The organism is Microbacterium sp. USHLN272, from assembly GCF_037149655.1.
Taxonomy (GTDB): Bacteria; Actinomycetota; Actinomycetes; order Actinomycetales; family Microbacteriaceae; genus Microbacterium; species Microbacterium galbinum.
Genome location: NZ_JBBCRA010000001.1, coordinates 94996 through 111411, shown reverse-complemented (window position 1 = coordinate 111411; position 16416 = coordinate 94996). Strand labels below are relative to the sequence as shown.

Sequence of the window (16416 nt, the reverse complement as noted above, 5' to 3'; positions counted from 1 at the left end):
ACGAGGGGCCACCGACATTGGCTCCGCAGGGCCTGGATGCTCAGGCGCCTCCGAGGCGCCGCCCCGCGAACGGCCCGAGCCCGTCACGGAGCGCCGACACTTCGTGCACGTCCATCCCGACCGCGGACATCACCTGCGCCGGCACCTCCAGCGCCCGCTCGCGCAGAGCGCGTCCCGCATCGGTGAGGGTGATGTCGAGACGCCGCTCGTCCTCTGCGCTGCGCTCCCGCGCGACGAGCCCGTCGGACTCCAGTCGCTTGACCAGCGGCGACGCCGTGGCCGGCTCCATCGCGAGATCGGCGGCGAGATCGTTCAGGGTGCGAGGCGATCGTTCCCAGAGCGCCAGCATCACCAGGTACTGCGGGTGGGTCAGCCCCAGCGGCTCGAGGATCGGTCGGTAGATCGCCACGACGTTGCGCGCCGCGGTCACCAGCGCGAAGCACAGCTGGTTCTCGAGCCGGAGGAGTTCGTCGGATGCGTTCATCCGGCCAACTATACAACTGCCCTAATCGTTAGTACACTAATCAACATGGCACATGATCCGGAACGGGCTCCCCTGCGCACGCGCATTCGCGAGGCGGGAGGGCTGTACGCCTGGGTGAACACCAACCTCATCCGCTTCGCCGGGCCGGCGTCCGTCGGCCCCTACGAGAAGACGCCTCCGCCGAGCGCCGCAGAGCGCGCGGAGCGCGCGTGCCCCCTGTGCGGAGCGCCGATGACGGCGCACGAGATCGACCGGTCCGGACCCAAGCCCCTCATCCACTGCCCCTGAGCCAAGGAAGCGCCTGCGGCCGGCGCGCGAACGGTCGACGCGCCTCAATCGGCTCCGGCCCGCGCCGCATCGATCCAGAACAGGAGTCCGTCATCGTCGGCGATCGCGGATGGGGCGACGTCGATCCATCGCGCGCTCATGGTCCGGGGGCCCATCACGGCGCGCTCGGCTCCCTCGCGCAGGAGTAGCACTGCCTCGTCTTCGGCTGCGACCTTGATCAGCAGCACACCTCCCGGTCGGGCCCCCGCGAGAATCCGGCCATCGAGCAGGAATGCTCGGGTCCCGAACATCCTCCGCTCCTCGATGCCGGATGCGGGCGCGACGATCGCGCGAATCCGGTCGGCGAGTTCTTCGCCCGCAGCATCCATCCGCGCCGCCTTCACCTTCCGAACGCCCTCAGGCGTGACCGGCCCGCTCCATGGCGCGCAGTTCCTTCTTGAGGTCCTGCACCTCGTCGCGGAGTCGCCCTGCCAGCTCGAACTTAAGCTCGGCGGCAGCCGCCAGCATCTGATCCGAGAGGTCTTGGATCGTCGCCTCCAGCTGCTGTGCTCCCTCCGCGGCGATCCCCGTACGTCGGAGGTTCGGCGTGGGCGACTTACCCTTGCCCGTCGCACGCCCCCTCCCCGACATCAGCTCGGCGGTGTCCGCCCCCTCACGTGCCAGAACGGCGGTGATGTCGGCGATCTTCTTCCGCAGCGGCTGCGGGTCGATCCCGTGCTCCTTGTTGTACGCGACCTGCTTCTCGCGACGACGATCGGTCTCCTCGATCGCCTTCGCCATCGAGTCGGTCATCTTGTCGGCGTACATGTGGACCTCGCCCGACACGTTTCGCGCCGCACGCCCGATCGTCTGGATGAGCGACGTCCCGGAGCGCAGGAAGCCCTCCTTGTCGGCATCGAGGATCGCCACGAGCGAGACCTCGGGGAGATCGAGACCCTCACGCAGGAGGTTGATTCCGACCAGCACGTCGTACACCCCGGAACGCAGCTCGCTCAGCAGCTCGACACGACGCAGGGTATCGACATCGGAGTGCAGGTAGCGGACGCGAACTCCGTGCTCGCCGAGGAAGTCGGTCAGTTCCTCGGCCATCTTCTTCGTGAGGGTCGTGACGAGGATGCGCTCGTCGCGCTCCACGCGCAGACGGATCTCTTCGAGCAGGTCGTCGATCTGCCCCTTCGAGGGCTTCACGATGATCTCGGGATCGACCAGGCCCGTCGGGCGGATGATCTGCTCGACGATCCCGTCGGCGATCCCCATCTCGTACTTCCCAGGCGTCGCGGAGAGGTAGACGGTCTGCCCGATGCGGTTCTTGAACTCGTCCCATCGGAGCGGACGGTTGTCCATCGCACTCGGCAGACGGAATCCGTGGTCGACGAGCGTGCGCTTGCGCGAGGCGTCGCCCTCGTACATCGCACCGATCTGGGGCACGGTGACGTGCGACTCGTCGATGACGAGGAGGAAGTCGTCCGGGAAGAAGTCGAGCAGCGTGTGCGGCGGCTCCCCCGGAGCGCGACCGTCCATGTGGCGCGAGTAGTTCTCGATGCCCGAGCAGAATCCGAGCTGCTGCAGCATCTCGAGATCGAAGGTGGTGCGCATGCGCAACCGCTGCGCCTCGAGCAGCTTCCCCTGCTTCTCGAACTCGGCGAGCCGCTCTTCCAGCTCTGTCTCGATCGTGCCGATCGAGCGCTGGATCACATCGGTTCCCGCTACGTAGTGCGACGCGGGGAAGATCGGCACGGCGTCGAGCTTCTCGATCACCTCACCGGTGAGCGGGTGAAGGGAGTACAACGCTTCGATCTCGTCACCGAAGAGTTCGATGCGGATCGCGTGCTCCTCGTAGACGGGGATGATCTCGATCGTGTCGCCCCGCACGCGGAAGTTGCCCCGCGAGAAGTCGACGTCGTTGCGGTTGTACTGCATCGCGATGAACTGACGGATGAGCGCGTCCCGGTCGTACCGCTCCCCCACCTGCAGGGCGACCATCGCACGGAGGTACTCCTCGGGAGCACCGAGTCCGTAGATGCAGGAAACGGTCGAGACCACCACGACGTCGCGGCGGCTGAGCAACGAGTTCGTCGTCGAGTGCCGCAGCCGTTCGACCTCGGCGTTGATGGACGAGTCCTTCTCGATGAAGGTGTCGGTCTGCGGGACGTACGCTTCGGGCTGGTAGTAGTCGTAGTAGGAGACGAAGTACTCGACCGCGTTGTTCGGCATGAGCTCGCGGAACTCGTTCGCGAGCTGAGCCGCGAGCGTCTTGTTGTGCGCGAGGACGAGAGTGGGGCGCTGCACCTGCTCGACGAGCCATGCGGTCGTCGCCGATTTTCCCGTACCCGTCGCCCCCAGCAGCACGACGTCCGTCTCCCCGGCGTTGATGCGCGCGGCGAGCTCGGCGATGGCCTGTGGCTGATCACCGGCGGGCGCGTATTCGCTGATGACCTCGAACGGGCGAACGCTACGGGTGGGTTCCATACGTCCAGCGTAGGCGGGGCCACCGACATCGGGGCCCGCTTCCCCTTCGGGCGAACGGCTCTCAGACTCTTCCGGAAGGAGACGCGCGCAGAGCGAGCGCCGCGATCGCCGCGGATGCGGCGCACATCGTGAGGATGCCGGCGATGAACCACTCCCATCCCAGCCCTCCGAAGACGAGACCGAGGATCCATCCGAACAGGCTCGATCCGGCGTAGTAGCCGAAATAGTAGAGCGACGACGCCTGCGCGCGCACCGCCGGATCGGCATCCGTCGGCACCCACCCGGAGGCGATCGCATGGGCACCGAAGAACCCGGCGGTGAACAGCACGAGTCCGGTGAGCACCAGTCCCGTGCTCGGCATCGCCAGGAGTACCGCGCCCGACGCGGTGACGCCGATCGAGACCAGCAGCACGGGGTAGCGTCCGAACCTGCTGGCGAGCGATCCCGCCCAGGGCGAGGAGACCGTGCCGGCGAGGTAGGCCACGAACAGCAGGGTCACCAGCCAGGCCGGGAGCAGGAACGGTGGAGCCGCGAGATGGAAGCCGAGATAGTTGTAGACCGCGACGAAGGCACCCATCAGAAGGAAACCCTGCGCGTAGAGGGCGAGCTGTGGCGCGGAACGCAGCGGACGCAGAAGTCGCGCGAGGATCCCCGGGCCGCCGCCTCGCGCCGCAGGAAGGAAGCCGCGGGCGCGCGGCGTGAGCCAGAGGAACAGAACGGCGCAGACGATGCAGACCGCGGCGACGCCCCAGACTCCCGCACGCCACCCGCCCGCCTCTCCGATGCCGCCGGCCACGAGGCGCCCCGTCAGCCCACCGAGCGTGGTGCCCGCGATGTAGCTGCCCGCGGCCGCCGCCGCGTGCGAGGAGCGGACCTCTTCGCTCAGGTAGGCGAGGGCGACGGCGGGCACGGCGCCCAGCGCGATGCCCTCCCCCAGCCGCAGGATCAGCAGCGGGAGGATGCCGTCGCTCAGCGGCGCGCAGATGCCGAGCACGGTGGCGATGATCACCCCCGTCGCCATCGCGGGGATCCGTCCGATCCGATCGGCGACCATCGACCAGGGGACGACGGCCGCCGCCAGCCCGAGCGTTGCGGCGGACACGCTCAGGGCCGCCGACGCCGGTCCGATCCGGAGGTCGGAGGCGATCTGCGGAAGGACGGCCTGGGTGGCGTAGAGCTGGGCGAAGGTCGCGACGCCGGCGAAGAAGAGCCCGATGATCAGTCGGCGATACTCCCGTGATCCCGGAGCATGGCCGGTGAACGGTTCGCTCACCGCGCGCGGATCCGCTCCCACAGGGCGTCGGTGCGGGCTTCGGTCTCGTCGAGAGATCCGGACGTGTCGATCACCGCGTCGGCGATCGCGAGACGCTGATCGTCGGACACCTGGGCGTCGATGCGCTCCTTCGCCGACTTCGGGTCCATTCCGCGGATCTCGACGAGGCGACGCAGCCTCTCCGTCTCGGGAGCGTGCGCCACGACGATGAGGTCCCAGGGGTCGTCGACGCGCGCCTCCACCAGGAGCGGGACGTCGTAGACGACGACCGCGTCCTCATCGGCTGCGAAAGCCTCTTCGAAGCGCCGCTGGGACTCGGCGCGAACGGCCGGGTGCACGATCGCGTTCAGGGCGAGGAGCCGCTCGGGGTCTCCGAAGACCTGCGCACCCAACGCCGGGCGGTCCAGCGACCCGTCGTCGGCGATGACGCCGTCACCGAACTCCGCGGCGATCCGACGGAGCACGGGACTCCCCGGCACCTGGACGTCACGCACGATCTGATCCGCATCGACGAGGATCGCACCGTGCGAGGCGAGCCGTCGGGCGATGGTCGACTTCCCGGACGCGATGCCGCCGGTGAGCGCGATGAGGGGCATGGTCTCCATCCTGTCACGCGGGAGAACGCGGAACGGGCCGCCACCCGAAGGTGACGACCCGTTCCTGACGTGATGCTGCTTAGGCGTTGCCACCCGAGAGCTTCTCGCGGAGAGCCGCGAGAGCCTCGTCGTCGGCAAGCGTGCCCGCACCAGCGGTCTCGCTCGAGAACGACTGTCCGCCGAAGTCCTCGCCGGCCGCCGCCTCGGCCTCGGCCGCCTTGGTGACCTGAGCCTTGTGCGCCTCCCAGCGAGCCTGGGCAGCAGCGTACTCCTGCTCCCATGCCTCGCGCTGGGCGTCGAAGCCTTCCTTCCACGCACCGGTCTCGGCGTCGAAGCCCTCCGGGTACTTGTACTCGCCGTTCTCGTCGTACTCGGCGACCATTCCGTAGAGGGCCGGGTCGAACTCGGTGCCGTTGGGGTCGACCGACTCGTTGGCCTGCTTCAGCGACAGCGAGATGCGACGACGCTCGAGGTCGATGTCGATGACCTTGACGAACACCTCTTCGCCGACGGAGACGACCTGCTCGGCCAGCTCGACGTGCTTGCTGGAGAGCTCGGAGATGTGGACGAGGCCCTCGATGCCGTCTGCGACGCGCACGAACGCACCGAACGGAACGAGCTTCGTGACCTTACCCGGGGTGACCTGACCGATCGCGTGGGTACGGGCGAAGACCTGCCACGGGTCCTCCTGCGTCGCCTTCAGCGACAGGGAGACGCGCTCGCGGTCGAGGTCGACCTCGAGGATCTCGACGGTGACCTCCTGGCCGACCTCGACGACCTCGGAGGCGTGCTCGATGTGCTTCCAGGACAGCTCGGAGACGTGCACGAGACCGTCCACGCCGCCCAGGTCGACGAACGCACCGAAGTTGACGATCGACGAGACGACACCCTTGCGGACCTGGCCCTTGTGGAGGTTGTTCAGGAACGTGGTGCGCGACTCCGACTGCGTCTGCTCGAGCAGCGCGCGGCGGCTGAGAACGACGTTGTTGCGGTTCTTGTCGAGCTCGAGGATCTTGGCCTCGATCTCCTGGCCGAGGTACGGCGTGAGGTCGCGGACGCGGCGGAGCTCGATGAGCGAAGCCGGGAGGAAGCCACGGAGGCCGATGTCGACGATGAGGCCACCCTTGACGACCTCGATGACGGTGCCGGTGACGACGCCGTCGTTCTCCTTGATCTTCTCGACGTCTCCCCAGGCGCGCTCGTACTGCGCACGCTTCTTGGAGAGGATCAGACGGCCTTCCTTGTCCTCCTTCTGGAGGACGAGGGCCTCGACCAGGTCGCCGACGGCGACGACCTCGTTGGGGTCGACGTCGTGCTTGATGGAGAGCTCGCGCGAGGGGATGACACCCTCGGTCTTGTAGCCCACATCGAGGAGGACCTCGTCGCGGTCGATCTTGACGATCGTGCCCTCGATGATGTCGCCATCGTTGAAGAACTTCAGGGTCTTCTCGACCGCGGCCAGGAAGTCCTCAGCAGATCCGATGTCGTTGATGGCGACCTGCTTGGTGGCCGGGGCGGTCGTTGCGGTAGTCATGTAGTGGGTTGTCCTTGTGAATGGGAACTCAGGCCGTGAACAGCGACCGCGCACGGCCGATATCCTGCTTCACAGCGATTGGATTGGATTGATCGTCACGAGAGCATGCGCATGCACGCCACGAGTGACGCTTCAGATTACCAGATCTCGGGATGCTGCGGGGGCTCGGGTGCGGGATGCCCGTGCGAGACTGTCCCCGTGACCGATCGCCTGATGCTGCTCGATACCGCCAGCCTCTACTTCCGTGCGTTCTACGGGGTGCCCGACAAGGTCACCGCACCGGACGGCTCCCCCATCAACGCCGCCCGTGGGTTGCTCGACATCGTCGCGAAGCTCGTCACGCTCTACGAGCCCACCCAGGTCATCGCCTGCTGGGACGACGACTGGCGTCCGCAGTGGCGCGTCGACCTCATACCCAGCTACAAGGGCCACCGCGTCGTCGAGGTCGTCGCGGACGCCCCGGACGTCGAAGAGGTGCCCGATCCGCTCGAGGCGCAGATCCCTCTCATCCGTCAGACGCTCGCGGCTCTCGACATCCCCATCATCGGCGTCGCGACGCACGAGGCCGATGACGTGATCGGCACGCTCGCCACGGCATCCGCCCTTCCGGTCGACATCGTCACCGGGGATCGCGACCTCTTCCAACTCGTCGACGACGCGAGCGACGTCCGCGTGATCTACACCGCCCGCGGCATGAGCAACCTCGAGATCGTGACCGACGCGACCGTCGTCGCCAAGTACGGAGTACTCCCCAGCCAGTACGCCGACTTCGCGACCATGCGCGGCGACGCCTCGGACGGCCTTCCCGGCGTCGCCGGCGTCGGCGAGAAGACCGCGGCGACGCTCCTCCAGACCCACGCCGATCTCGACGGCATCCGTGCGGCGGCCGCCGCGGGCGAGGGGATGAGCGCCGGCGTCCGTGCGAAGATCCTCGCGGCGAGCGACTACCTCGACGTCGCCCCCACGGTCGTCGCGGTGGCCACCGGACTCGACATCTCCGCGCCGGGCACGCCGCTGCACCCGCTCGACGACGTCGCCCGCGACGCGGCCGATTCTCTCGCCGCGAAGTGGAATCTGACCTCCTCGATGAACCGCGCGATCGCCGCGATTGAGAAGGTCACCGGTTCCGCCTGACCCTCATTCCGCCCACGCGAGCAGACGCTCGAGCCCCCAGGTCGTCACGATCCGGGATGCCGGCACCCCCCCGCGCTCCGCTCGCTCGGCGCCGTGGTCGAGAAGCGACAGCTGACCGGGGGCATGCGCATCCGAGTCGATCGAGAAGAGGCATCCGGCTTCGAGAGCGAGCGCGATCAGCTCGTCCGGAGGATCCTGACGCTCCGGGCGGGAGTTGATCTCGACGGCGACGCCGTTCTCGGCGCAGGCCGCGAACACGGCGGCCGCGTCGAACTCCGACGGCGGGCGCGTGCCGCGCTCACCCTGCACGAGGCGTCCCGTGCAGTGGCCGAGCACGTTCACCCGCGGGTGCGCCACCGCTGCGAGCATCCGACGGGTCATGGAGCGGGCATCCATCCGCAACTTCGAGTGCACGGACGCGACGACGATGTCCAGATCGCCGAGAAGCCCGTCCTCCTGGTCGAGCACGCCGTCGTCGAGGATGTCGACCTCGATGCCGGCCAGGAGCGTGAAGCCGTCGCCGGACTCGGCCCGGACGAGAGGGATCTGCTCGCGCAATCGCTCCGCCGAGAGCCCGCGTGCCACCCGCAGGCGCGGCGAATGATCGGTGATCGCCTGATACTCGTGTCCCTGTGCGCGCGCTGCGGCCGCCATCACCGCGATCGACGTCGTCCCGTCCGACCAGTCGGTGTGCGCGTGGAGATCGCCGCGCAGCTTCCGCCGCAGGTCGGAGATGCGCTCCGGCTCCACGTCGCCGCGGAGCTCGACCAGATAGTCGGGGACCATGCCCTCCTGCGCCTGACGGATCACCGAGAAGGTAGACGCACCGATCCCCGGGGCCGCACGGAGACGGTTCGGATCTGTGCGCACGTCCGCGGGCAACGACTCGAAGACCGCGGCCGCCTGTCGGAAGGCCTTGGCCCGATATCTCGACGCCCGCTCGCGCTCGAGAAGCGAAGCGATCTCGAGCAGTGCGGCGACCGGTTCCATGATGCGCCTCAGCCTGCGGCGAGCTCCCGGCTCACGCCGATCCACTCGTCGAGCTTCGACAGCGCCCGCCCGTCGTCGATCGCGGCGGCCGCACGCTCGTACGCGCTCCGCAGGCGTTCGAGGATCGGACGCTGCACCTGAGCCGCGTCCTGGGAGAGCTCGAAGGCGACGATGCCCGCAGCGGCGTTCAGCAGCACGATGTCGCGCACCGCGCCGCGCTCCCCCTCGAGCGTGCGACGCAGAATGGTCGCGTTGTGCTCCGGCGCCCCTCCGAGAAGGTCCGAGAGTTCGGCGAGCGGGATGCCGAGGTCACGCGGATCCAGATCGTGCTCGTGCACATCTCCTCGGGTGACCTCCCAGATCCGGCTGTGGCCGGTGGTGGTGAGCTCGTCGAGTCCGTCATCGCCGCGGAAGACCAGCGCGGTGGCGCCGCGCGTGCGGAACACTCCGGTGATCAGGGGCACGCGCTCGAGCTGCGCCACGCCCACGGCGTTCGCCTCGGCGCGAGCCGGATTGCAGAGAGGGCCGAGCATGTTGAACACGGTGGGTACGCCGAGCTGCGATCGCACGGCTCCCGCATGCTTGAAACCGGGGTGGAACGCACCCGCCCAGGCGAAGGTGATCCCCGTGCGGTCGAGGATGGACGCCACGGCGGCCGGATCGAGCGTGAGCTCGAGCCCGAGAGCGCCGAGCACATCGGAGGAGCCGGACGCCGAACTCGCCGCCCTGTTGCCGTGCTTCACGACCGGGATGCCCATCGCACCGATGATGATGGCCGCGGTCGTCGAGACGTTCACGGTGCCAACACGGTCCCCACCCGTGCCGACGATGTCGAGGACGTCCGGCGACACCGGGAGCGGGACGGCCGCTTCGAGGATCGCATCGCGGAAACCGACGATCTCGTCGATCGTCTCGCCCTTCGCACGCAGCGCGATGAGGAATCCCGCCAGTTGGGCCTCGCTGACATCGCCCCGCATGATCTGACGCATGGCCCACGTCGACTCCCAGACGCTGAGGTCGCGACGCTCCAGGAGAGTGGTGAGCACATCGGACCAGGTCAGGGATTCAGCCATGTGTGCGATCCTATCGGCGCCGAGAAAACGTGCATCTCGTCCGTCACCGGTGCCGACGGCCGGAGCACCCGCGATTTCCCGCGGATTCACCGACGATTCGCAGTGTTTTCTTAGGGTTGCCTAAGTGAAAAGCTGGCGAAACGAGGTGCCCGGGTGCAAGAATCACCCCCGGGAATCGGCCATAATGGAATGGTGACGACCTCAGCGACGTATGCCCCGGCGGCGAGAACCATCAAGCGGCCCAACCCGGTAGCTGTCGGCACCATTGTGTGGCTCGGCAGTGAAGTGATGTTCTTCGCGGGACTCTTCGCGATCTACTTCACGCTCCGAAGCACCTCCCCCGAACTCTGGGCCGACCGGACCGAACTGCTGAACGTGCCGTTCGCATTCGTGAACACCGCGATCCTCGTGCTCTCGTCGTTCACCTGCCAGATGGGCGTCTTCGCGGCCGAGGACCTCCAGGCCTACAAGATCGGCAAGGGCCAGAAGAACGGTGCAGGCCGTCGCCGCCTGTTCGGCTGGGGCATGGTCGAGTGGTTCTTCCTCACCTTCGCCCTCGGCGCGGTCTTCGTCTCGGGTCAGGTCTGGGAGTACGCCCAACTCGTCGCCGAGGGAATGCCCATCAGCGCCGACTCGTACGCTTCCGCGTTCTACCTGACCACCGGCTTCCACGCACTGCACGTGACGGGCGGGCTCGTCGCGTTCCTGCTCGTCATCGGACGCGCGTTCGCCGTCAAGAACTTCCGGCACAAGGAGGCGACCTCCTCGATCGTGGTGTCCTACTACTGGCACTTCGTCGACGTCGTCTGGATCGTGCTGTTCGTCGTAATTTACTTCCTGAAATAAGAGCGGAGCTGATCCCCGAGATGGCACGAGAGAAGAAGCGCCGTTCTGGCGGTCGCCGCAGCCCCCTGGCTGCCGCGGCCCTCATCGGAGCAGGCCTGATGATCACCGGCGCCGTGTACGCCGGCGCATCCGCGGCCTTCGCCGCGACCGACACGCAGACCGCGGCGACCACGCTGACCGTCGAGGACGGCGAGAAGCTGTTCCAGGCGAACTGCGCCACCTGCCACGGCCTCGACCTGCAGGGCACGCCCAACGGGCCGAGCCTCTACGGTGTCGGCGAGCTCGCCACCGAGTTCCAGCTCTCCACGGGCCGTATGCCCCTGCAGATGCAGGGACCGCAGGCTCCCCAGAAGGAGCCGCAGTTCACCGAGGACCAGATCCTCGCGATCTCGTCGTTCGTGCAGTCCACGGCCCCCGGCCCGACCTTCCCCGAGGAGCGCATCCTCGACGGTGAGGGCGACGTGGCTCACGGAGCCGAGCTCTTCCGCGTCAATTGCGCGATGTGCCACAACGTGGCCGCCGCCGGTGGAGCGCTCACCGAGGGCAAGTACGCCCCCGCCCTGACCGAGACCAGCGCGCTGCACATGTACGCGGCCATGGTGACGGGCCCCCAGAACATGCCGGTCTTCGGCGACATGAACCTGTCGGACGAAGACAAGCGCGACATCATCTCGGCTCTCCTGTACCAGCAGCAGTCCGTGCAGATCGGCGGGTTCTCCCTCGGATCGCTCGGACCGGTCTCGGAGGGCCTGTTCGTCTGGATCTTCGGCATCGGCGCACTCGTCGCCATCACCGTGTGGATCACGGCGAAGTCCAACTGACGCTTAATCATCGAAGAGGAACGTACGAGGAGCACCATGGCACACGACGACGACTCGCAGGCTCTTGACAGGGCCTACCAGCCCTCTCCGGGGCTGGGCGTCGCAGTCAGCGACCCTGTGCAGAACCCGGGCCTGCCGCCGCACCGCGAGCGGATGACCGACAAGGACCCGCGCGCGGAGAAGGCCGCGGTCCGCACGGTCTACACGCTGTTCTACCTGTCTCTCGCGGGCAGCATCTGGGCGGTCGCCGCCTACATGCTGTTCCCGATCGAGAGCGGTGCTCTCATCGACATCCGTCAGAACAACCTCTTCATCGGACTCGGCATCGCTCTGGCGCTGCTGTCCCTCGGCCTCGGAGCGATCCACTGGTCGAAGGCGCTCATGTCCGACAAGGAGCACATCGAGCACCGTCACCCCACGCGTGGCAAGGACTCGACCCGCGAGGCCGCGATCAAGGCGTTCTCCGACGCCAACGAGGAGTCCGGCTTCGGACGCCGCACGATGATCCGCAACTCGCTGTTCGCAGCGCTCGTCGCGTCGATCATCCCCGGCGTGACGCTGTTCCGCGGCCTGGCCCCGCATGCCACCCCGGAAGACCCCTACGCGGGCGACCCGGTGCACCTGCTCAAGCACACCATGTGGGAAGAGGGAATGCGCCTCGTCCGCGACCCGGACGGCACGCCGATCCGCGCCGCCGACGTCACGCTCGGTTCCGCCTTCCACGTGATTCCGGCCGACCTGGCCGAGCTGAGCCACCACGACGGCTACCTCGAGGAGAAGGCGAAGGCCATCGTGCTGATGATGCGTCTGCGCCCCGAGCAGCTGATCGAGGCCGAGGACCGCAAGGACTGGTCGTACGACGGCATCGTCGCTTACTCCAAGGTGTGCACCCACGTCGGATGCCCGGTCGCGCTCTACGAGCAGCAGACCCATCACCTCCTCTGCCCCTGCCACCAGTCGCAGTTCGATGTGACGGATCACGCCAAGGTCATCTTCGGACCGGCCGCGCGCCCGCTGCCTCAGCTGCCCATCACCGTCGACGACGAGGGCTACCTCGTCGCGCGCAGTGACTTCACCGAGCCCGTCGGCCCGAGCTTCTGGGAGCGCCATTGAGCACCGCAACGCTGTCCAAAGAGGACAAGGACACCAAGGCGCCTCTCGGCGGCCGATTCGTCGGCGCCGCGTCGAACTACATCGATGAGCGCACCAGCCTCTCCGGCTTCGTCAAGGAGCTGGGACGCAAGATCTTCCCCGACCACTGGTCGTTCATGCTGGGTGAGATCGCCCTGTGGAGCTTCGTCGTCGTGTTCCTGTCCGGAACCTTCCTGACGTTCTTCTTCCAGGCGTCGATGGTCGAGACCCACTACACCGGTGCGTACGCTCCGATGCGCGGCATCGAGATGTCCGCGGCGCTCGAGTCGTCGCTCCACATCTCGTTCGACCTCCGTGGCGGTCTGCTCGTCCGTCAGATCCACCACTGGGCCGCCCTGGTCTTCGTGGCCGGTATCGGCGTGCACATGCTCCGCGTGTTCTTCACCGGCGCGTTCCGCAAGCCGCGCGAGCTCAACTGGGTGATCGGCTTCGTGCTGTTCATCCTCGCTCTCGCCGAGGGCTTCACGGGATACTCCCTCCCCGACGACCTGCTCTCGGGTAACGGTCTCCGCATCATCGACGGCATGGTCAAGGGCCTCCCGCTCATCGGCACCTGGACCTCGTTCCTCCTCTTCGGCGGCGAGTTCCCCGGTACCGACATCGTCGGGCGCCTGTACTCGCTGCACATCCTGCTGCTGCCGATGCTGGTGATCGCCCTGATCGTCGTGCACCTCATGCTCATGATCATCAACAAGCACACGCAGTTCGCCGGCCCCGGCCGCACGAACGACAACGTCGTGGGCTACCCGATGATGCCGGTGTACATGTCGAAGATGGGCGGATACCTGTTCATCGTCTTCGGCACCATCGTGCTGATCGCGACCTTCTTCCAGATCAACCCGATCTGGAACTACGGTCCCTACGACCCCTCCCCCGTGTCCGCCGGAACCCAGCCCGACTGGTACATCGGCTTCGCGGACGGCGCGCTGCGTCTGGCGCCCTCGAACTGGGACGTCGTCTTCCTCGACCACACCTGGTCGTTCGGCATCCTCGTTCCGGTCGCCGTGCTCGGACTCTTCATCGTCGCCGTCGCGATCTACCCCTTCATCGAAGCGTGGATCACCGGTGACAAGCGCGAGCACCACATCGCGCAGCGTCCGCGCAACGCGGCGACCCGCACCGCCATCGGCGTGGCCGGCGTCATCTTCTACGCCGTGCTCTGGGCTGCAGCCTCTTCGGACCTCATCGCGACGCACTTCATGCTCACGATGGAGGGTGTCATCCACACGCTCCAGGCGCTGCTGTTCCTCGGGCCGATCCTCGGTTACTTCGTGACCAAGCGCATCTGCATCGCGCTGCAGAAGAAGGATCGTGAGATCGTTCTCCACGGCTTCGAGTCGGGTCGCATCGTCCGCCTTCCCGGTGGCGAGTTCATCGAGGTGCACCAGCCGGTCGATCAGTACGACCGGTGGAAGCTCATCGACGTCGACGGCTACGAGCCGCTCGTCGTGCGCCCCAACGCCAAGGGCCGCATCCCGTGGACGGAGAACCTCCGGTCGTCGATGTCGCGCTGGTTCTTCGAGGACCGTCTCGCGCCCCTCACTCAGGCCGAGGTCGCAGCCGCGGATGAACACCAGCACCACGTCACGGCTCACAACGATGAGACCGAGGTCGCCGAGATCCAGGGAGCTCACGAGCGCGCCGGATTCCCGGATGCCCCGATCGAGGCGACCGAGGACCACGTCGACGAGACGCCGAACACCCCGAGCACGGTCATCGCGACCGAGCCCGTGAAGAAGCCTCGCAAGAAGAAGTCGGAGGACGGCGAGTAACGTCCCGCCGCTCCCCTCTCGAAGGGCCCTGTCCACGCGGACAGGGCCCTTCGATGTTCCCGTGGGAGGATCGAAGCATGACGTCCGTAGTCCGACTCATCCGTTCCGACTCCCTCGCCGACACCCCGTACGCCTATGCCGCGACGGCTCCCGCCGGCTCACGCCTCATCTTCCTGGCCGGCGCCTGCCCGCTCGAAGACGATGGCTCCACGACCGCCCCGGGCGACTACGCTGCACAGGCAGCGCGCTGCGTCGAGACCCTGCGGGGCGCTCTCGCCGCGTCGGGCGCCGCACTGACAGACGTCATCAGCACGCGCGTGCTGGTGGCCTCCACACGCCAAGCTGACCTCGTCACCGCCTGGAACGTCGTAGAAGCGGCATTCGGATCCCACGATGTCCCGAGCACCCTTCTCGGTGTCACGGTGCTCGGGTACGACGACCAGCTGGTCGAGATCGAGGCGATCGCCGCGGTGCAGGGAGACTGACGGTGAGCGGCACAATCCGCCCTGCGATCTCGACCGACGCCGAACACCTGCAGGCGATCGAGTCGGCAGCGGATACCCTTCTCATCGACGCTCTCGGCGCCTGGGAGTGGCCCGACGCAGAAGACGGCGCGGCCCGCCTCGCGGCTCCCGGGTTCACCCTGCTCCTCGAAGACGAGGACACGCGCTCCCCCGTCGGATTCGTGCATGTGCTCGACGCGGACGGACACGCGCACCTCGAACAGCTGTCGGTGATTCCCTCGGCGGGACGGCAGGGGCACGGGCGCGCTCTGGTGCGCGCCGCCCTGCGTGAAGCGCACGAACGTGGCTACTCCCGTGTCACACTGCGCACGTACGCCGAGGTGCCCTGGAACGCACCGTTCTACGCCACCTGCGGATTCCTCGAGAGCGTCCCCGAGACGACTTTCCAGCGAGCTCTGATCGACACCGAAGCACAGCTCGGGATCGATCGCTACGGTCGCCGGGTGCAGATGACGGCCGAGGTCGACGAACGGACGCACCTGGCCGGAAAAGACCCACGAGCGACCGATTGATGAGCGCGGGCAGACCTGTGCCTGTCCTACTCTGAGAGACATGATCGATCGCGCCGACTACTTCGCCGCCAAGCTCGCCTACGAGACCGACGCCAGTGACGTCCATGCCGACCGTAGAGCGGGGAAGCCGCTGGTCGTGATCGACGTGCGCTCCGCCGAAGCCTGGACCCAGGGACGCGTCGCCGGCGCGACGCACATGCACTACAGCGAGATCGAGACCCGAGCGCCTGCAGAGATCCCTGCCGACAGCGAGGTCGTCGTCTACTGCTGGAGTCCCGGATGCAACGCCGGCGCGAAGGCGGCCCTCGCCTTCGCCCGCCTCGGCTACGCGGTGCGCGAGATGATCGGCGGATTCGAGTACTGGGCTCGGGAAGGTTATCCGGTGGAGGATGCGGATGGCGTGCACCGCCGGCCCGTCGACCCGCTCACCGGAATCCCTCGGATACGCAGCCGTTCGTGACGCAGAAGAGGCCCCCGGGAATCCCGGGGGCCTCTTCATTCGTTCGCGCGATCAGCGTGCGAAGTTACCGCGGTAGTACTCGTACACCCAGCCGACGATCGCGACGACGAAGATCGCCAGGCCGATCGGCAGGAGGAAGTGTCCGACAGCCAGACCGACCACGAAGACACCGGCGGAGGCGGCCAGCACCAGCGGCCACCACGACCACGGGCTGAACTCGCCGAGCTCGGGGTCGCCGTCGTCGATGTCCGACGTCAGGATGTCTTCCGGCAGCTCACCACCCTGCGCATTGTGCGTGCGGTCGAGGTAGAACGCGATCATCGCGCCCATGAAGGCGGCGAAGAACAGTGCGGTCGTGCCGACCCACTCGATCCGCATGGCGAAGTTGTCGTCCGGCGTCGCGAGGATGTGCCAGCCGGTGTAGATCACTCCGACCAGGGCGAAGAAAGCGGTGAGAATCCACCAGAGAATGACGTTGTCGCGCATGG

At 67.3% G+C, this 16416-nt stretch carries 18 protein-coding genes; 9 read left to right on the top strand and 9 right to left on the bottom strand.

What is annotated here, in order from left to right; genetic code table 11:
* Positions 1 to 40: 40 nt before the first annotated feature.
* The gene (locus WFJ97_RS00545; RefSeq protein ID WP_336640127.1) at positions 41 to 484 is read right to left on the bottom strand and encodes a MarR family winged helix-turn-helix transcriptional regulator; all 444 of its coding nucleotides are present in this window, start codon (positions 482 to 484) and stop codon (positions 41 to 43) included.
* Positions 485 to 529: 45 nt separating this feature from the next.
* On the opposite strand from WFJ97_RS00545, the gene WFJ97_RS00540 reads away from it, so the two are divergent.
* Positions 530 to 772 carry a hypothetical protein gene (locus WFJ97_RS00540; protein WP_247622122.1) on the top strand — a complete coding sequence of 81 codons (243 nt, stop codon included), beginning with the start codon at positions 530 to 532 and terminating at the stop codon, positions 770 to 772.
* Between the two features lie 44 nt (positions 773 to 816).
* On the opposite strand, the gene WFJ97_RS00535 is transcribed toward WFJ97_RS00540, so the two are convergent.
* The 5 genes from WFJ97_RS00535 to rpsA form a co-directional block, all read right to left on the bottom strand.
* Positions 817 to 1140, bottom strand: a complete 324-nt coding sequence (locus WFJ97_RS00535; RefSeq protein WP_247622121.1) for a TfoX/Sxy family protein — start codon at positions 1138 to 1140, stop codon at positions 817 to 819.
* Positions 1141 to 1168: 28 nt separating this feature from the next.
* Positions 1169 to 3241 (bottom strand): excinuclease ABC subunit UvrB, encoded by a 2073-nt coding sequence (uvrB, locus tag WFJ97_RS00530; protein ID WP_247622120.1) that lies wholly within the window; start codon positions 3239 to 3241, stop codon positions 1169 to 1171.
* Positions 3242 to 3302: 61 nt separating this feature from the next.
* Complete coding sequence (locus WFJ97_RS00525; RefSeq protein ID WP_336640126.1) at positions 3303 to 4514, bottom strand: MFS transporter; 1212 nt, start codon at positions 4512 to 4514, stop codon at positions 3303 to 3305.
* Positions 4511 to 5110, bottom strand: coding sequence for a dephospho-CoA kinase (gene coaE / locus WFJ97_RS00520; protein ID WP_336640125.1), 600 nt, complete (start codon positions 5108 to 5110; stop codon positions 4511 to 4513). The genes WFJ97_RS00525 and coaE overlap by 4 nt, the downstream gene beginning before the upstream one ends.
* A 79-nt stretch (positions 5111 to 5189) precedes the next feature.
* Positions 5190 to 6644, bottom strand: a complete 1455-nt coding sequence (gene rpsA / locus WFJ97_RS00515; RefSeq protein ID WP_247622117.1) for a 30S ribosomal protein S1 — start codon at positions 6642 to 6644, stop codon at positions 5190 to 5192.
* 198 nt (positions 6645 to 6842) lie between these two features.
* Between rpsA and WFJ97_RS00510 the strand changes: the two genes are divergently transcribed.
* Entirely contained in the window at positions 6843 to 7778 is a 936-nt protein-coding gene (locus tag WFJ97_RS00510) for a 5'-3' exonuclease (protein WP_336640124.1), read from the top strand.
* Between the two features lie 3 nt (positions 7779 to 7781).
* Here WFJ97_RS00510 and WFJ97_RS00505 read toward each other — a convergent pair whose 3' ends face one another.
* Together WFJ97_RS00505 and trpD are read right to left on the bottom strand one after the other, a co-directional pair.
* Positions 7782 to 8768 (bottom strand): PHP domain-containing protein, encoded by a 987-nt coding sequence (locus tag WFJ97_RS00505; RefSeq protein WP_336640123.1) that lies wholly within the window; start codon positions 8766 to 8768, stop codon positions 7782 to 7784.
* Positions 8769 to 8776: 8 nt separating this feature from the next.
* Positions 8777 to 9841 (bottom strand): anthranilate phosphoribosyltransferase, encoded by a 1065-nt coding sequence (trpD, locus tag WFJ97_RS00500; protein ID WP_247622114.1) that lies wholly within the window; start codon positions 9839 to 9841, stop codon positions 8777 to 8779.
* A gap of 189 nt (positions 9842 to 10030) precedes the next feature.
* On the opposite strand from trpD, the gene ctaE reads away from it, so the two are divergent.
* The 7 genes from ctaE to WFJ97_RS00465 all read left to right on the top strand — a co-directional run bounded on the left by ctaE (position 10031) and on the right by WFJ97_RS00465 (position 15928).
* Positions 10031 to 10687: an aa3-type cytochrome oxidase subunit III gene (ctaE, locus tag WFJ97_RS00495; protein ID WP_336640122.1), complete on the top strand. Its 657-nt coding sequence runs from the start codon at positions 10031 to 10033 to the stop codon at positions 10685 to 10687.
* Between the two features lie 20 nt (positions 10688 to 10707).
* On the top strand, positions 10708 to 11508 hold the full coding sequence (gene qcrC, locus WFJ97_RS00490) for a cytochrome bc1 complex diheme cytochrome c subunit (protein WP_247622113.1): 801 nt from the start codon (positions 10708 to 10710) through the stop codon (positions 11506 to 11508).
* A gap of 36 nt (positions 11509 to 11544) precedes the next feature.
* Positions 11545 to 12621 (top strand): cytochrome bc1 complex Rieske iron-sulfur subunit, encoded by a 1077-nt coding sequence (qcrA, locus tag WFJ97_RS00485; protein ID WP_247631967.1) that lies wholly within the window; start codon positions 11545 to 11547, stop codon positions 12619 to 12621.
* Positions 12618 to 14432 (top strand): cytochrome bc1 complex cytochrome b subunit, encoded by a 1815-nt coding sequence (gene qcrB / locus WFJ97_RS00480; protein WP_336640121.1) that lies wholly within the window; start codon positions 12618 to 12620, stop codon positions 14430 to 14432. The genes qcrA and qcrB overlap by 4 nt, the downstream gene beginning before the upstream one ends.
* Positions 14433 to 14509: 77 nt before the next feature.
* Positions 14510 to 14917 carry a RidA family protein gene (locus WFJ97_RS00475; protein WP_336640120.1) on the top strand — a complete coding sequence of 136 codons (408 nt, stop codon included), beginning with the start codon at positions 14510 to 14512 and terminating at the stop codon, positions 14915 to 14917.
* 2 nt (positions 14918 to 14919) lie between these two features.
* A complete protein-coding gene (locus WFJ97_RS00470) occupies positions 14920 to 15468 on the top strand; it encodes a GNAT family N-acetyltransferase (RefSeq protein ID WP_336640119.1) in 549 nt (182 codons plus the stop codon).
* A gap of 40 nt (positions 15469 to 15508) precedes the next feature.
* Positions 15509 to 15928: a rhodanese-like domain-containing protein gene (locus tag WFJ97_RS00465; RefSeq protein ID WP_336640118.1), complete on the top strand. Its 420-nt coding sequence runs from the start codon at positions 15509 to 15511 to the stop codon at positions 15926 to 15928.
* 51 nt (positions 15929 to 15979) lie between these two features.
* On the opposite strand, the gene WFJ97_RS00460 is transcribed toward WFJ97_RS00465, so the two are convergent.
* Entirely contained in the window at positions 15980 to 16414 is a 435-nt protein-coding gene (locus tag WFJ97_RS00460) for a cytochrome c oxidase subunit 4 (RefSeq protein WP_247622107.1), read from the bottom strand.
* Between the last annotated feature and the right edge of the window lie 2 nt (positions 16415 to 16416).

Bases quoted from the DNA above. Each gene is read 5' to 3' on its own strand.
- WFJ97_RS00475 (WP_336640120.1), top strand. From the start codon at position 14,510: ATGACGTCCGTAGTCCGACTCATCCGTTCCGACTCCCTCGCCGACACC.
- WFJ97_RS00460 (WP_247622107.1), bottom strand. From the start codon at position 16,414: ATGCGCGACAACGTCATTCTCTGGTGGATTCTCACCGCTTTCTTCGCC.
- WFJ97_RS00535 (WP_247622121.1), bottom strand. From the start codon at position 1,140: ATGGATGCTGCGGGCGAAGAACTCGCCGACCGGATTCGCGCGATCGTC.
- WFJ97_RS00465 (WP_336640118.1), top strand. From the start codon at position 15,509: ATGATCGATCGCGCCGACTACTTCGCCGCCAAGCTCGCCTACGAGACC.
- qcrA (WP_247631967.1), top strand. From the start codon at position 11,545: ATGGCACACGACGACGACTCGCAGGCTCTTGACAGGGCCTACCAGCCC.
- qcrC (WP_247622113.1), top strand. From the start codon at position 10,708: ATGGCACGAGAGAAGAAGCGCCGTTCTGGCGGTCGCCGCAGCCCCCTG.
- trpD (WP_247622114.1), bottom strand. From the start codon at position 9,841: ATGGCTGAATCCCTGACCTGGTCCGATGTGCTCACCACTCTCCTGGAG.
- uvrB (WP_247622120.1), bottom strand. From the start codon at position 3,241: ATGGAACCCACCCGTAGCGTTCGCCCGTTCGAGGTCATCAGCGAATAC.
- rpsA (WP_247622117.1), bottom strand. From the start codon at position 6,644: ATGACTACCGCAACGACCGCCCCGGCCACCAAGCAGGTCGCCATCAAC.
- ctaE (WP_336640122.1), top strand. From the start codon at position 10,031: ATGGTGACGACCTCAGCGACGTATGCCCCGGCGGCGAGAACCATCAAG.
- coaE (WP_336640125.1), bottom strand. From the start codon at position 5,110: ATGCCCCTCATCGCGCTCACCGGCGGCATCGCGTCCGGGAAGTCGACC.
- WFJ97_RS00505 (WP_336640123.1), bottom strand. From the start codon at position 8,768: ATGGAACCGGTCGCCGCACTGCTCGAGATCGCTTCGCTTCTCGAGCGC.
- WFJ97_RS00545 (WP_336640127.1), bottom strand. From the start codon at position 484: ATGAACGCATCCGACGAACTCCTCCGGCTCGAGAACCAGCTGTGCTTC.
- WFJ97_RS00540 (WP_247622122.1), top strand. From the start codon at position 530: ATGGCACATGATCCGGAACGGGCTCCCCTGCGCACGCGCATTCGCGAG.